Origin of the sequence: Rhodococcus shunpengi (assembly GCF_048381395.1) — a bacterium.
GTDB lineage: Bacteria > Actinomycetota > Actinomycetes > Mycobacteriales > Mycobacteriaceae > Rhodococcus.
The window spans coordinates 543,051-557,943 of sequence record NZ_JBLWIU010000012.1; the positions used below are offsets into that span (position 1 = coordinate 543,051).

Sequence of the window (14,893 nt, forward strand, 5' to 3'; positions counted from 1 at the left end):
GCGAACCATCGAACGGTGAAACCGCTGATCAAAGGCTCGATCATCGGCCATTCGGCACACCGGCAGGGCAGTGTTCGGGAGCTGCGCCGTCCGGTGTCCCGGCCGGCCTCGGGCTCGTCGAGCGCGCGCGTCCGATGGCGCGGCACCGAGGGGCGAGGCTACGGGTGTGGATGTCGCGCCGGGCGCCGGAGCTGTTCCGGGTCTCTCCGACGGCTCTGCCGCAGGGGCTCCCGGAGGTCCCCGAACCGGGATGTCGGGTCTTGTCCGAAGGGGCGATGCTGCGGTACGGATTGGCGAGATCACGGGCGTGACCACACGCGTGGCCGAAACATACGGGCCGTCCCCCTACGGTCGGTAGGGAGACGCACTTGCAGCCTCGGCCGTAATGTGCGGTCCGTCAACGGCATTCCGTATATCGGAAAAACGCTTTTTTATCGAAAGATCTTGTGGCACAGCTGAGATGCAGCATACAGTCCGCAACGCAGCGGGTCGGGCGACGCCGTCGGTGTGGGGACCGATCCTCTCTCTAGGAGGTTGTTCATGAGCAGGTTCTCGAGAAGGTTCGGTCGAATACTGGCGACGGTTGCGGTCGGTACCGTGGCGCTCACCGGGTGCGCGAGCAACGGCGGATCGGACGAAGCGTCGGCAAGTTCCTCATCGGAAAGGGAGGTGGTCCACGGCGTCATCGGCGACCAGGGTGACGGCGGGCCGCCGGTGAAGGGCGGAACTCTCACCTTTGCGTCGCTCGCGCCGGTGACCAACCTCGATCCGACGCTGACCCAGGCCACCGGCCCGACCGGCGGAACCGAGATGGCCGCCGTCTACGACGTCCTGATGCGGTACGACATCGAATCGGAACAGTTCGAGCCGCACCTCGCCGAGTCGATGGAAGAAAGCGACGATCGACTGACGTGGACGATGACGCTGCGTGAAGGCGTCACGTTCAGCGACGGAACTCCGCTCGATGCCGCCGCGGTCGTCGCCAGCATCGACCGCTACAACACCCGGCGCGGTGCGCACTCACAGCTCTACCAGGAGATCGTGACGAGTACGACCGCTGCGGATCCGACGACCGTGGTGTTCAGCCTGGACCGCCCATGGTCCACCTTCCCGGCCCTGCTGTCGTACGGCCACGGGATGGTCGTCGCGCCGTCGTCCCAGCAGGGCGACACGTTCACCCCCATCGGTGCAGGGCCGTTCACGGTGGTCGGCCTGCAACCACAGCAGGAGCTGCAACTGAAGGCACGCCCCGACTACTGGGGCGGAGAGCCGAACCTCGACGGCCTGAAGTTCGTCGCCATCGCCGGCGACCAGCCCAAGATCGAAGCGCTCCGGACCAACGGCATCAACATGGCCTACCTGGGCAACGCAGAGGCCGTCGAAGCAGCGATGGCGGAGTTCCCGGGATATGCCGAGCCGGTCAACCTCAAGCTGCTCGGCCAGATCAATGCCGCTCCGGGACGTCCGGGTGAGGACCCGCGCGTCCGTCAGGCCATCGCCTTCGCCGTCGATCCCGAGGTGATCGACCAACGAGTCCGCGAAGGCAAGGGCATGCCCGGAACCGACATGTTCCAGCCGTGGTCCACATGGCACGGCGATGTCGACGGCATCACCCCCTCTCCCGAGCGGGCCACCGAACTGTTGAACGAGGCGAAGGCCGACGGCTACGACGGCAAGATCACGTTCCTCAGCGTCAACAATCCCGACTCCCAGGAGCTGGCGCTGGCGGTGCAGGCCCAGCTCAATGCTGTCGGCTTCGATACCGCAGTCGAGTACGCCAGCAGCTCGACCGACCTGGTCAAGCGCCGTTTCGTGGACAAGGACTTCGATCTGAGCTTCGGTGGCTTCAGCATGTCGGACGTGGACCCGGAGATCCGGCTCTACGGTGCGCTCCACAGCGAATCGACCAACAACATCCTCGCGTACAACAGCCCGCAGATGGACGAACTGCTCAACGAGGTGCTGTCGGCTCCCGACGAGGAAACCAAGCGCACTGCCATCGGTAAGGTCCAGGAGCTCATGAACGTCGACCAGCCGATGCCGCTGTGGGGCGCGGGCATCAACTTCGTGGCCTGGACACCGAACGTGTACGGCGTCACCCCGTTGAACGACTCGATCATGTTGTTCGACAAGGCGTTCCTGAAGAACTGAACCCCGCCCGAGAGGGCCCCGAACCTGGCGACGAGGCAGTCCCGGTCACTTCCGTGGCCGGGACTGCCTCGTTCCGTCGAAATCCCCGAACTTCGATTTCACGAGATGGGACGGAGCTAGTGAAACCGCACCGTCGCCGCTGATACAACTCATGCATACCGATACACACCATCTCCACGAACCGAGAAAGGGGGCGAGATTCATGGTGGGACAACTCGATTCATCCGTGTCACACTCGAACCCCTCGGGCCGCGGCTGGCCGCGCGTCGTCGACTTCTCCACCCACTTCAGTGGTCCGATGGCGAGCCGGGCACTGGTCCACTTCGGCGCCGACGTGGTCAAGGTCGAAAATCCGCGGGGCGGCGACGGCAACCGGCAGGTCGGCAATCCCTTCGCGGGAACATCCGACGTGCATCACGCACTCAACGCCGGCACGCGCAGCATCGCACTCGACCGGCGCTCCGCTACCTGGCCGACCGCCGTGGCGGCCCTCGCCCGGTGGGCCGACGTGGTGATCGTCGGTGCCCGACCCGAAGATGCCCGCAGGCGGGGCGTGGACGCCGAGACGCTGCTGGCTGCCAATCCCGAGCTCGTGTACTGCTCTGTGACGGGATACGGCGACGACGGTCCCTGGGCCGCGATGCCGGCCCACGGCCTCCAGCCCGACGTCATGGCCGGACTGGTCGAGGTCGAATGGCACGACGGGATGCCCCGTGTGCCCGCGTCGTACCAGGCACACGGCACCGCTCTCGCAGGCATCTGGGCGGCCCTGGGCATCCAGGAAGCCCTGCTCCGGCGCCTACGTGGCGCATCCGGTCAGGTCGTCACCGTTTCCATCTGGGAGGCGGCGCTGTCCTGGATGTGGCGCGAGGCGCAGGCCGGCCTGAACGACCTGCCGTCGCGCCCCTCCTTCCAGGCGATGGGTTCGCGCTACCGAATGTACCCCTGTGGCGACGGACGGGTCCTGCTCATCTGCCCCATCGAACGCAAGTACTGGGAACGCTTCGTCGACATCGTGGGCCTGCCCGAGTCCTACCGGACCGTCGGTTCGTGGGAACGCGGAGCCGACTACGGTGCCGGTCGCGACGACGAAACAGCCGTGATCGCAGCTGCTCTGGGTGCCCGCCCCGCGCACGTCTGGGAGAAGATGTTCACCGAGGCGGGAGTTCCCGCCGCGATGGTCCGCACCGTCCGCGAAGCGGTCGCCACCGATCATGCTCATCATCTCGGAGTGAGCGTTCCGGTGTCGCTGCCCGACGCGACGTACACCGTTCCGTTGACTCCGGTGGCGGTCGTTCCCGTGGACGGCGATCATCCCGGAAGCGAGGAGATGGCCGTTCGCCGTCGACAGCGCGGAGCGGGCCTCACTGCGGCTCCGGAACTCGGAGCCGACACCGTCGATGTCCTCATCGACCTCGGACTACACGACCTGGCAACGGAACTCGCGGCCTCACATATCTGACGAGCCAACCGGTTCCGCAATCAATGAAGGAAGAAGGAAGGTCAATGCGCAAATTGTTCAGCGTCGACGATCATATCGTCGAACCGCGCGACACCTGGACTTCGCGGGTACCCGCGCGGTTCAAGGACCGCGCCCCACGTGTTCTCGAGGACGAGAACGGTGCCGAGTACTGGATGTACGAGGACACTCGCCACACCTACCTGGGTCTCAACGCCGTTGCGGGCAAGCCGCAGGAGGAGTGGGGCCGGGAGCCGATGCGATTCGAGGACATGATCCCGGGTTGCTACGACGCGGCTGCTCGTAAGACGGACTTCGAGCGGGCCGGCATCATGTCGAGCCTGAGCTTCCCGACCCTTCCGCGCTTCGGTGGTGCCCTGTTCATCAACTTCCAGGACAAGGAACTCGCAGACTACTGCGTGAAGGCCTGGAACGACTTCATGTACGACTGGCACCTCGTCGCACCCGAGATGTATGTGCCGATGGCGATCATCCAGCTCTGGGACATCGAAGCTGCCGTCAAGGAGATCAAGCGCAACCTCGAGCGCGGCTTCCGGGCGATCACCATCCCCGAGGAGACCAGCAACCTCGGCCTGCCGTCCTACTACTCGGACTACTGGAACCCGATCTGGGAAATCTGCGAATCCGAAGGCATTCCTGTCTGCATGCACATCGCGTCCAGTGGCTGGAAGGCGTACCGCCCGCCGGAGTCCTCGGCGGCGCTCGAGATCGCACTGAGCATGACGCAGACCATCACCCACGCTGTCGGCATGATGTACGGCCCGGTGGCTCGTAAGTACCCGAAGATCAAGCTCGTGTACTCCGAGGGTGGAATCGGCTGGGTGCCGGTCACTCTCGAGCGTGCCGATCGCCAGTACGGTCTTCACAAGTACTGGGGCGACCTGGACCAGAGCCTGACGCCGTCGCAGATCTGCAAGCGCAACATGTGGTTCTGCATGATCGACGAGCCGTACGGCCTGGCCAACCGCCACGAGATCGGTCTCGACAAGATCTTCTGGGAGTGCGACTACCCGCACGCCAACTGCATCTGGGACGAAACTCAGCCGAAGGTGGAGGAACTCTTCGCGGACATCCCCGACGACGAAGCGGAGATGATCCTCTACAAGAACGCCGAGAAGATGTTCAACTGGAAGGTCCCGGAAATCCCGGAATGGGCTCGCGAAGCCCATATTCCGACCTTGGTTTCGAAGTAAGAGGGGAGTACTCACATGCCCGGGCCGCTCGACGGACTGCTCGTCATCGATGCTTCATGGGGGATGCCCTCCTCCATAACCTCGCTGCTGTTGGCTGACTATGGCGCGCATGTCGTGAAGGTCGAGCGGCCGGGCGGTGGTATCGACGCCACCGCCCCGGAACGCAAGATGTGGGATCGCGGCAAGTGGAGCATCGTGCTCGATCCCGAAAACCCCGACGACGCCGAGACTCTGCGGCAACTGCTGCGCCGCGCAGATGTCTTCATCGAGTCCTACGGTGTCGCACGGAGCAAGGAGCTCGGCCTCGACTACGAGGACCTTCGTGTCCTCAACCCGAGGTTGCTCCACCTGTCCACCACGGCATACGGCCGGTCCGGGCCGTGGCAGGACCGGCCCGGTTACGAAGCGCTGGTCGCCGCCCGGATGGGATTCATGGCCGAGCAGCCCGGGCACCGGAAGGGTCCGATCTTCCTGGGGCACCCCAGTATCGGGTACACCACCGGATTCCTCGGAGCGATCGGCATTCTCGCCGGCCTGCGCGCCCGTCGCGTGACCGGACGAGGACAACGCGTCGACGTCTCCATCCTCGACGGTGTGCTCGGGCAGGCACCGATGAACTGGTGGTTCACCTCGAAGGACGAGTCCTACCTCGACACCGAGGAAAAAGGCCACTTCGGTCATCGCCGCGTGCTCATCGACCTGTTCGAGTGCGGTGACGGCGAGTACCTCATGATCCACACCGGCGGCAACGGAGCCTTCAAGGCCGCCATGGAGGTACTGGGGGTGGGTGAGCACTTCCAGACGGTGACCGGCAAGGTCGAGATGGCGGTGCCGCTGAACGAAGAGGAGTTCCGGATCGCCCGGCAGGAGGTGCCGCAGATCTGGAAGACACGTCCTCGCGACGAATGGCTCGAGTTGCTGCGCGCTCGTGACGTGGCGGTCGTCCCCGTGCTGCGTCCCGGCGAGATCCTCGAACACGAGCAGGTGCGGCACGCCGGCCTCGTCATGGACATGCCCGACGACGAACACGGAACACTGCGGCAGGTCGCGCCGGTGATCAAGTTCTCGACCGCCGCCCCCGAACTTCCCGAACCCGCCCCGGCGGTCGGGCAGCACCAGGAGAAATTGTCCGAGCTGCTCGGTCTCGAACCGAAGGCGGCCGAGTCGGGCCGAGACCTCGATCATCCGCTGACGGGCCTGCGCATCCTCGATCTCAGCCAGTTCATGGCTGCTGCCTACGGCGCGAAGTATCTGTCGGATCTGGGCGCGGACGTCATCAAGATCGAACCGCCCATCGGCGATACGATGCGCTCGCTGCCCGACCCGTTCGAGGCCTGCCAGCGAGGCAAGCGCGCCATCGTCCTCGACCTCACGACCGAGGAAGGCAAGAGTCACTTCCTGCGTCTGCTCGACACCGCCGACGTCGTCGTCCACAACCAGCGTCCCGGCAAGGCCGAGAAGCTCGGCGTCGATTACGAGACACTGCGCAAGATCAAGCCCGACCTCATCTACTGCTACCAGCCCGGCTGGGGCGCCGACGGACCGTGGGCGATGGAAAAGAGCTTCGCCCCGCTGCTCTCGGCACTGACCGGACTGATGTACGTTGCCTCCGGAGCCGGCAACAAGCCCGTGCGCCGGGCGCGAGCGAGCGAGGACTACTACGGCGGATTCCTGGGAGCCACCGGCATCCTGATGGCCCTCGAACACCGCGCCCGCACCGGAGAAGGCCAGTTCATCCTGGCCCCGCAGTTGCACGCCAGCCTCTTCGCGGTCAGCGAGCACATGACCGACGGCGATCACAAGCCGTTGGATACGGCTCGTCTCGACGCACACCAGCTGGGGCTCTCGCCGACCTACCGGCTCTTCGAGACGAGCGACGGCTGGGTCTGCGTCGCAGCGGTCGGGCAGCGCGCGCAGGATCGCCTGCGCGACGCACTGCGCTCGGTGGGCGCCGATACCGGCGGCCCGAACGGCGAAGAAGCACTCGGTGCGGCCCTGGAGACCCACCTGTCCGGTTTGGACACGACCTCCGCGACCGAATGGCTCGACTCGCATAGTATTGCCAACGAAGTGGCGCGGGACACACCCTATATGCCGGAATTCTTCTGGCAGGAATGGGCGGTGGAATCGGGTCACGTCTTCGAACACCTAGAGCACGCGGACTGGGGTTACATCAGGGAAGTGGGCTTGACCGTGAGGTTGTCCGAGACGCCCGGTCGGAAGACCGGCCCCGGACCCACCCTCGGACAGCACACCGCAGAGGTACTCGACTCTCTGCAGGCCTGACTCCCACCCTGGTCGCGCATGCGATCAGAGGAGAGAGATGCCTGCCGAAGAGGCGAACAAGCCCACCACGCGGAAGCCGGTACGCAGCGAATCGAGTCCCGTACCCTCCCTGCGCCGCCCGCAGAAGATGTCGGAGTACACCGCGCGTCAGGTGGTGGCCGACATCGTGGAGTCGGGTCTCGGCGCCGGCGACCGGCTTCCCGCGGTGGCTTCCATGGCCGAGCACTACGGGGTGGGATACGCCTCGGTTCGCGAAGCTCTGCGCATGCTCGAATCGATCGGATTGATCAAGGTCCGGCCCGGACCCAACGGTGGACCGGTCGTCAACGATCGCGACGGCGCGGAGTTCAGCTCGGTCATCCGCCTCTACTGCCAGATCATGGGCGTCACCTACCGCCACATCATCGGCGCGCGGCAGGCACTCGAGCCGATACTGGTGCGCGAGCTGGCAACCGACAGCGCCCCGGAAGTCCGCCGGGCTCTGCTCGACATCACGAGCCGAAACCCGGAACCCGGGGCCATCTTTCGTGCGCAAGCACACGAATTCCACGACCTGATCGCCAGTTACTCGGTGGCGAACCCGGTGCTGAGCCTGTTCGCACGCGCTGTCTGCCAGATCTATCGGGAATTCATCCGCGCGGAAGGCCCCAGTACGGAACCGGCGGATCGTCCCGAGATCCTCGCCGAGCATCGGGCCATCGCGGAGGCCGTGGCCGCCGGCGACGGAACGCGTGCCGAGGAACTGATGGTCAAGCACATGGCCGATCTCGCCGAGTACGTCGAGACGCACTACGCGATGGCTCTCGACTCCGTCATCGAATGGGTCTGACCCGCGACCTTCCATTGCTGCATAACCGAATTCGGTGACCGGGAAGATCTCGGAACTCCTGTGAACCGGATCTCATCCAATGGCACTTTCCCCTCCTGCAACCTTCCCTCCTGCGCCTAGGGTCCAACTATCGCGCAGCCCGGAACAGAGGAGGAAAGATGCCAAGACGAGGCGACCCGCATCCAGGTTCAGGAGTCGGTCACGAGGCTGCGGTAACCACCGTGCTGGAGGCCGTAGAAGGCATGCTTCCCGGGATCGGCGAGCGTACCGCTCAGGCCGATGCCGAGCGTCGTCTCCCGGACGCCACGGTGAAGGAGATCGCGAACAGCGGTGTGATGCGTCTGCTGCAGCCCAAGGCATTCGGTGGATACGAAGCAAGCCCGGTAGCGTTCTACGAAGCAGTGCTTGCGATTGCCGAGCGTTGCGGTTCCACCGCATGGGTGACCGGCGTTGTCGGTGTACACAACTGGCAGCTCGGCCTTTACGACGAGAAGCTCCAGCAGGAAATCTGGGGAGAGAACCAGGACACCTGGACCAGTTCGTCCTACATGCCCGGTGGCAAATTGACGCGAGTGCCCGGCGGATTCGAGCTCACGGGTCGATGGAGCTTCTCCTCGGGTAGCGACCATTGCCAGTGGGCCATCCTCGGAGCTCTCGAGATGCAGGAGGACGGCCCGCCGACCACCTACAACGTGGTGGTGCCGCGAACCGACTACGTCGTCGAGGATGTCTGGCACACAGTGGGTCTGCGTGGCACCGGCAGTAACGACATCGTCATCGACGGTGCCTTCGTCCCGGATTACCGGGCACTGACCAAGACGCAGGTCTACACCAACGATGCACCGGGACGCGCGCTCAACACCTCACCGCTGTTCGGCATGCCGTTCACGACACTGTTTCCCAGTGCAATCACCAGCCCCGTCATCGGTATGGCGAAGGGCCTCATCGACCTCGCGCTGGAGTACCAGGGCACTCGTGTCAGCCGGGCACACGGCAAGATGCTCGACGCCGACCCTTACTCGGTGGCCGCTCTCGGTGGAGCCGCGAGCATCGTCGATGCGTGCCGGCGGCAGTTGCTCGGCAACATCGGTGACATCTACGAGACGTTGATGGCGGGTGGAACCCCTACAACCGACCAGCGTTCCACGGCACGCCGGGATCAAGTGCTCGGCACCGTTCGGTGTGTTGCCGCCATCGACGACATCTACGACCGCCAGGGTGCCGCGGTGATCCGCGAAGACCACCCTATGGCCCGTTTCTGGCGGGACGCGCACACGGCCAAGCATCACACCATCAATACGAACGAACGAACCCTGCACAGCTGGGCGCACAACGCCATGGGGCTGGGCCCGAGCGAATCGATCGTCTGAGCAAGAAGGACAAGTCATGAGCACCAAGAAGAACTACACCATCGTTTCGGCCGACACCCATGCCGGCGCAGATCTGTGGGAATACAAGCAGTACCTCGCCTCGAGCTGGCACGAAGAGTTCGACGAGTGGGCCAAGGCATACTCGAGCCCCTGGGACGACCTGGTCAACGACACCGCCGCCCGCAACTGGGACAGTGAACTTCGCCGCAAGCAGATGGAAGAGGACGGCGTCGTCGGCGAGGTGATCTTCCCGAACACCATCCCGCCCTTCTTCCCGTCGATCGTCAACGTGGTGCCGCTGCCCACCACGCAGGAGCAGTACGACCGCCGCTGGGCCGGCATCCAGGCGCACAACCGCTGGCTCGTCGACTTCTGCAAGGAGCTCCCGGTCCAGCGTCGCGGCATGATCCAGGTGTTCCCGCACCAGGTCGAGGACGCGGTCAAGGAGATCTACTGGGCGGCCGAGACCGGCGTCATCGGTGGCGTGGTCATCCCCGCCAGCCCGCCGAACCACCCGACCGTCCTTCCGCACTACACCGGCCACTACGACCCGGTCTGGCGCGCAGTCGAGGAGACCGGTCTCGTCGTCGGCACCCACTCCGGTTCCGGTGAGCCCGAGTACCCGGAGGACCCGGCCACGTCGGCCGTCATGCTCTACGAGTTCGGTCTGTTCACCAACCGCACTCTCTCGCACATGCTCATCGGCGGTGTCTTCGAGAAGTTCCCGAACCTGAAGTTCTCGATGACCGAGCAGGGCGTCAAGTGGGTCCTCGAGACGCTGCACAAGCTCGAGGTGCAGTTCTCCGCAGTCTCCGATCGGCCGTGGTTGGAGATGTTCGTCAAGCAGGCGTTCGACAAGCTGACGCTGCGCCCGAGCGAGTACTTCGCCCGCAACTGCTTCGTCGGTGCCAGCACCATCCGACCCGGCGAGGTTCAGCCGGCCCTCGGCCTCGGTCCCGGAAACGTGATGTGGGGCAGCGACTACCCGCACCGTGAGGGAACCGCGCCTTACACCCGCGAGCACCTCCGTGTCGCGCTGGCCGACGTGGAAGAGGCAGACGCCCGCCGTCTGCTCGGCGAGACCTGCGCCAACCTCTACGGGTTCGATCTCGCTGCGCTCGACAAGATCGCCGAGCGGGTCGGTCCCAGTGTCGAGGAACTGAGGGTTCCGCTGGCCTCCGAGGACTACCCGCGTGACTGCGAGTGGTTCCAGGACGCCATGCAGACCCTCGCGCGGTGACAAGGAAATATCGATGACGATCCACTCGCTCGGCTATCTCCGTCTCACTTCGGTCGACGTCGACGCGTGGACTCGCTTCGGGGCCGACGTCCTGGGGATGACCGCGCAACGGTCTCCCCAGGGCGGGGTCGCCTTCCGGATGGACGAGCACGCTGCTCGCCTGGAGATCGTTCCCGGAGATGCGAGCGCTGTCGCCGGTATCGGTTTCGAAGTGGAAAACCGCGGGGTGCTCGACCTTCTCGCCGCCGATCTGACGAGCCGCGGATTCGAGGTCCGGAGCGGGACCTCCGCGGAATGCGACGCCCGCAGAGTGCGTGATGTGCGGCTGGTGAAGGACCCGTTCGGAATGCCGCTCGAGCTGTACAGTGGGCCCTCGCTGGTGCACGATCCGCTCGAAACCCGTCATGTGCGCGAGTTCGTCACCGGTGATCTCGGAATGGGCCACGTCGTCTTCGGCGGCCCCGAGGCCGATGACGCCTTGACGTTCTACCGGGACGTTCTCGGCTTCGTCGACCGCAACACCATGCGTGCGATGGGGCCGGATGGTAGACGGGGTGACGAGCGGATCACCTTCCTCGGCTGCAACCGTCGCCATCACACGGTGGCGCTGATGAAACGGCCGGCGCCCGCGCAGTTGATCCACTTCATGGTGGAGGTCGGTTCGATCGACGACGTCGGCCGTGCGTACGACCGCGCACTCGACTCCGGTATCCCGCAGCGCCTTTCGTTGGGCCGGCACAGCAACGACGGGATGGTCTCGTTCTATTCGACGACCCCCGATGGTTTCACCGTCGAGGTCGGATGCGAAGGGCGCCTGATCGAACCCGGGACACCGACCTACGAAACCACTGCCACCAGCTACTGGGGGCACAGAAAGGTAAGTGCATGACATCGTCGCTCGAGTGCGATGTCCTCGTGGTCGGCGGCGGTGCGGGCGCACTCACAGGCGCTCTCACCGCCGCGACCCTCGGACTCGACGTGATTCTCGCGGAGAAGACCGAGTACCTCGGCGGTACAGCCGCTTACGCCGGAGCCGGATTGTGGTTACCACTGAACAAGGTTTCCGCCGCGGCCTTCGCAGATAGCCGGGAGGAAGTCGATGCGTATGTCGCCGCGACAACCGATGACACCGGTTTCGCCGACCTGCGCGAAGCGTATCTCGATGCCGCGCCGGAGATGATCGACTTCCTCCTGCAGGATCGCTCTCTGGATTTCTACTGGCGAGCCTTCCCCGACTATTACCCCGACGCCCCGGGGTACAAGCCGCAAGGACGCGCAATCTTCCCGAAGCCGCTACCTGCCTTCGCGTTGAGTGGTGTGATGCGGATGATCCGACCGGAACTTCCGCTGATCCGCGGTGGCCACAAGATCGGCAAGACGGTCGAAGGGGGACGTGTCCTGCTGGGCCGCCTCATCCAGGCTTGTATGCGTGCCGGTGTTCGGATCGAACTCGAGTCGCCCTTGCTCGAGCTCGAAACCCGGGAGGGCACGGTCGTCGGTGCACGCCTGGGCGGACGCGACGGTGACATGCGCGTACGTGCGCGTGCCGGGGTTCTGTTGGCAGCGGGCGGTTTCGACCATGACATCGAGATGCGTAAGCGCGAGGGGCATCCGGTCGAGCCGGGATGGCAGATGGGCGCTCCGGGCAGTACCGGTGAAGTTCTCGCCGAGGCCCGACGTATCGGTGCCGGGGCCGAGTTGCTGCACGAAGCCTGGTGGACACCGGCCTTTCACACTCCGCTCGGTCCGTCCTTCCGTGTCCGGGAACGTGGACACCCTGGCTCGATCGTCGTCAATCAGGACGGACGTCGCTTCTGCAATGAATCGCTACCCTACGACCGGATCGGGCGGGCGTTTCGCGCCGGCGTGCTCGACGGCACCTTGACACTGCCCGCCTGGTTCATTGTCGATCAGTCGTACGTGGACCGTTACGGTCTCAATGGTGTGCCGCCCCGTGCGCCGGTTCCGGAAGAGTGGCTTGCGGGTGGCTTCGCGTATCGCGAAGACACGCTCGAAAAGCTCGCAAGTTCCTTGGGGATACCCGCGGACAATTTCGTCGAGACCGTGGAGCGGTTCAACAAATTCGCCGAAACCGGTGTCGACGAGGAGTTCGGTCGCGGCGACAATGCGTTCGATGCGTTCTTCGGCGATCCCGACGTGTACCCGAACCCTGCACTCTCACCACTGGAAAAGGGTCCGTTCTACGCCTTACCGATGGTGCTCAGCGATCTGGGTACCAAAGGCGGGCTACGCGCCGACCCGCATGCTCGCGTACTCGACGAATCGGGCGAGCCGATCACGGGTCTGTACGCCGCCGGAAACATCATGGCGTCGTGGACGGGTTCCTGCTATCCGGGTCCCGGCGCCCCGATCGGTTCGTCCATGGTCTTCGGCTATCTCGCGGCCCGACACATGGTGAACAGGATGGCGGCATGAACCGGACCGGACTGCCGTCGCCCGACACCGCGGGATTCTCGAGTGAAGACCAGGATCCGCGTCTGGCCGACTGGGATCGGCTCGCCGACTGGCTCCGCGAGCGTGGTATCGGGCCGGACGAGGACAGTCGCGTCGAAGTACTCGCCGGCGGCACCCAGAACATCCTCATCCGTTACTCCCATGCGGGTCGCGACCTCGTCCTTCGTCGCCCACCGCTGCATCTGCGCAAGAGCAGCAATTCGGTGCTGCTGCGAGAGATCGAGATCCTCCGGGCGCTGAACGGCACCGACGTTCCCCATGCCGGCCTGGTCGCCGCATGTACCGACGACAATGTCACCGGATGGGTCTTCTACGTCATGGACATGGTCGACGGGTTCAATCCGGCCGTCGTCGTTCCTCCACGTTTCGCCGATTCCCGTGATCTCAGGCGCGATCTCGCCTTCCATGCGATGGACGTGCTCGCGACGATGGGCAATCTGGACCACCGGAGTGTGGGCCTCGAAGAGTTCGGTAAACCGGAAGGATTTCTGGAACGCCAGGTGCCTCGATGGTTGCGGGAACTCGAGTCGTTCAGCGCACTGGACGGTTACGAGGGTGTCGAACTCCCGGGACTCGACCGCATCGTGACCTGGCTCGGGGAGAACCGGCCCGCATTCTTCCGACCCGGCATCATGCACGGGGACTACCACCTCGCCAATCTCATCTTCTCCGAGGACGATGCACGTGTCCTGGCCGTGGTGGACTGGGAGATGGCAACCATCGGCGATCCACTACTCGACCTGGGCCGATTCCTCGCGACCTGGCCGTCGGCCGAGGAACCCATCGGGACCGCCGGCCCCATCTACCGGACCGAAGGTCTGCCCCTGGCCGACGAACTCGTGGACAGGTACCGGGCCACCAGCACTCTCGACGTGAGCGCGGTGGACTGGTACATCGTGCTCGCCTGCTTCAAGATCGGCGTCATCCTCGAAGGAACCCACGCTCGTTCGTGCGCGGGACTGGCCGACCCGGCCGTCGGCGCCCGACTCCACCGGATGAGCCAAGCCCTGTTCCGCCGCGCAGAAAGAATCGTCTCGTGACCACGACCTCCTCACCCGTACAGACCGACCCGTTGTTCGACGTTCGCGACAAGGCGGTGCTGATCACCGGGGGCAGCCGCGGCCTGGGCCTGCAGATGGCACACGCCTTCGCGGCACGGGGCGCGAACGTGATCGTGGCCAGCCGCAAGATCGAGGCCTGTGAGGAAACCGCGGCGGAACTGCGCAACACCTACGGCGTCGACGCCGGTGCCTATGCCTGCAACGTGAGCGACTGGTCGCAATGCGACGACCTGATGGACGCGGTGCACGAGCGGTACGGCCAACTCGATGTGCTGGTCAACAATGCCGGGCTCTCGCCGTTGTATCCGAGCCTCGACAAGGTCGAGGCGGCGCTGTTCGACAAGGTGATCGGCGTCAACCTGCGAGGCCCGTTCCGGCTCTCGGTGCTGGCCGGGACCAGGATGGCCGAAGGCCGCGGTGGTTCGATCATCAACATCACCTCCACCCAGTCGATCAAGCCGCGTCCGCACGCTCTTCCGTATGCGGCTGCGAAGGCAGGACTGAACGCGATCACCGAAGGCCTCGCCCATGCCTTCGGCCCGGAGGTTCGGGTCAACGCGATCCTGTGCGGCCCGTTCCTGACCGAGGTATCCGAGGCATGGGACATGGAGGAATTCGAAGAACGCGCACAGCGGACCATGGCACTGCAACGCGGCGGCCGGCCGGAGGAGATCATCGGCGCAGCACTGTATTACGCCAGCGACGCATCGAGCTTCGCCACGGGAGCAGTGATGCGTCTCGACGGCGGCTACGTCTGACCGAAGGACACGGTGTCCGGGGGATGCGGTCGGTAGCAGAATCCGGTCCC

11 protein-coding genes are annotated in these 14,893 nt (G+C 64.9%); all 11 read left to right on the top strand.

Annotated features, from left to right (window positions below):
* The first annotated feature begins 669 nt into the window (after positions 1–669).
* The 11 genes from ACNJ7K_RS07795 to ACNJ7K_RS07845 all read left to right on the top strand — a co-directional run bounded on the left by ACNJ7K_RS07795 (position 670) and on the right by ACNJ7K_RS07845 (position 14,843).
* Positions 670–2,151 carry an ABC transporter substrate-binding protein gene (locus ACNJ7K_RS07795; protein WP_487041444.1) on the top strand — a complete coding sequence of 494 codons (1,482 nt, stop codon included), beginning with the start codon at positions 670–672 and terminating at the stop codon, positions 2,149–2,151.
* A 226-nt stretch (positions 2,152–2,377) separates the two neighbouring features.
* Positions 2,378–3,613 (top strand): CaiB/BaiF CoA transferase family protein, encoded by a 1,236-nt coding sequence (locus ACNJ7K_RS07800; protein ID WP_230791852.1) that lies wholly within the window; start codon positions 2,378–2,380, stop codon positions 3,611–3,613.
* Positions 3,614–3,657: 44 nt separating this feature from the next.
* Positions 3,658–4,824 (top strand): amidohydrolase family protein, encoded by a 1,167-nt coding sequence (locus tag ACNJ7K_RS07805; RefSeq protein ID WP_120280798.1) that lies wholly within the window; start codon positions 3,658–3,660, stop codon positions 4,822–4,824.
* A 15-nt stretch (positions 4,825–4,839) separates the two neighbouring features.
* Entirely contained in the window at positions 4,840–7,110 is a 2,271-nt protein-coding gene (locus ACNJ7K_RS07810; RefSeq protein WP_159417231.1) for a CaiB/BaiF CoA transferase family protein, read from the top strand.
* Between the two features lie 37 nt (positions 7,111–7,147).
* Positions 7,148–7,939, top strand: a complete 792-nt coding sequence (locus tag ACNJ7K_RS07815) for a FadR/GntR family transcriptional regulator (RefSeq protein WP_120280796.1) — start codon at positions 7,148–7,150, stop codon at positions 7,937–7,939.
* Positions 7,940–8,160: 221 nt separating this feature from the next.
* Complete coding sequence (gene hsaA, locus ACNJ7K_RS07820; protein ID WP_159417233.1) at positions 8,161–9,309, top strand: 3-hydroxy-9,10-secoandrosta-1,3,5(10)-triene-9,17-dione monooxygenase oxygenase subunit; 1,149 nt, start codon at positions 8,161–8,163, stop codon at positions 9,307–9,309.
* Between the two features lie 16 nt (positions 9,310–9,325).
* Entirely contained in the window at positions 9,326–10,549 is a 1,224-nt protein-coding gene (locus tag ACNJ7K_RS07825; protein WP_120280794.1) for an amidohydrolase family protein, read from the top strand.
* Between the two features lie 13 nt (positions 10,550–10,562).
* Entirely contained in the window at positions 10,563–11,438 is an 876-nt protein-coding gene (locus ACNJ7K_RS07830) for a VOC family protein (protein WP_487041445.1), read from the top strand.
* A complete protein-coding gene (locus ACNJ7K_RS07835; RefSeq protein ID WP_183070609.1) occupies positions 11,435–12,985 on the top strand; it encodes an FAD-dependent oxidoreductase in 1,551 nt (516 codons plus the stop codon). The genes ACNJ7K_RS07830 and ACNJ7K_RS07835 overlap by 4 nt, the downstream gene beginning before the upstream one ends.
* Positions 12,982–14,064: a phosphotransferase family protein gene (locus ACNJ7K_RS07840; protein WP_120280791.1), complete on the top strand. Its 1,083-nt coding sequence runs from the start codon at positions 12,982–12,984 to the stop codon at positions 14,062–14,064. Before ACNJ7K_RS07835 ends, ACNJ7K_RS07840 begins: the two co-directional genes overlap by 4 nt.
* Positions 14,061–14,843, top strand: a complete 783-nt coding sequence (locus tag ACNJ7K_RS07845; protein WP_225623672.1) for an SDR family NAD(P)-dependent oxidoreductase — start codon at positions 14,061–14,063, stop codon at positions 14,841–14,843. The genes ACNJ7K_RS07840 and ACNJ7K_RS07845 overlap by 4 nt, the downstream gene beginning before the upstream one ends.
* The last annotated feature ends 50 nt before the right edge of the window (positions 14,844–14,893 follow it).

Bases quoted from the DNA above. Each gene is read 5' to 3' on its own strand.
- ACNJ7K_RS07805 (WP_120280798.1), top strand. From the start codon at position 3,658: ATGCGCAAATTGTTCAGCGTCGACGATCATATCGTCGAACCGCGCGAC.
- ACNJ7K_RS07810 (WP_159417231.1), top strand. From the start codon at position 4,840: ATGCCCGGGCCGCTCGACGGACTGCTCGTCATCGATGCTTCATGGGGG.
- ACNJ7K_RS07815 (WP_120280796.1), top strand. From the start codon at position 7,148: ATGCCTGCCGAAGAGGCGAACAAGCCCACCACGCGGAAGCCGGTACGC.
- ACNJ7K_RS07825 (WP_120280794.1), top strand. From the start codon at position 9,326: ATGAGCACCAAGAAGAACTACACCATCGTTTCGGCCGACACCCATGCC.
- ACNJ7K_RS07830 (WP_487041445.1), top strand. From the start codon at position 10,563: ATGACGATCCACTCGCTCGGCTATCTCCGTCTCACTTCGGTCGACGTC.
- ACNJ7K_RS07835 (WP_183070609.1), top strand. From the start codon at position 11,435: ATGACATCGTCGCTCGAGTGCGATGTCCTCGTGGTCGGCGGCGGTGCG.
- ACNJ7K_RS07840 (WP_120280791.1), top strand. From the start codon at position 12,982: ATGAACCGGACCGGACTGCCGTCGCCCGACACCGCGGGATTCTCGAGT.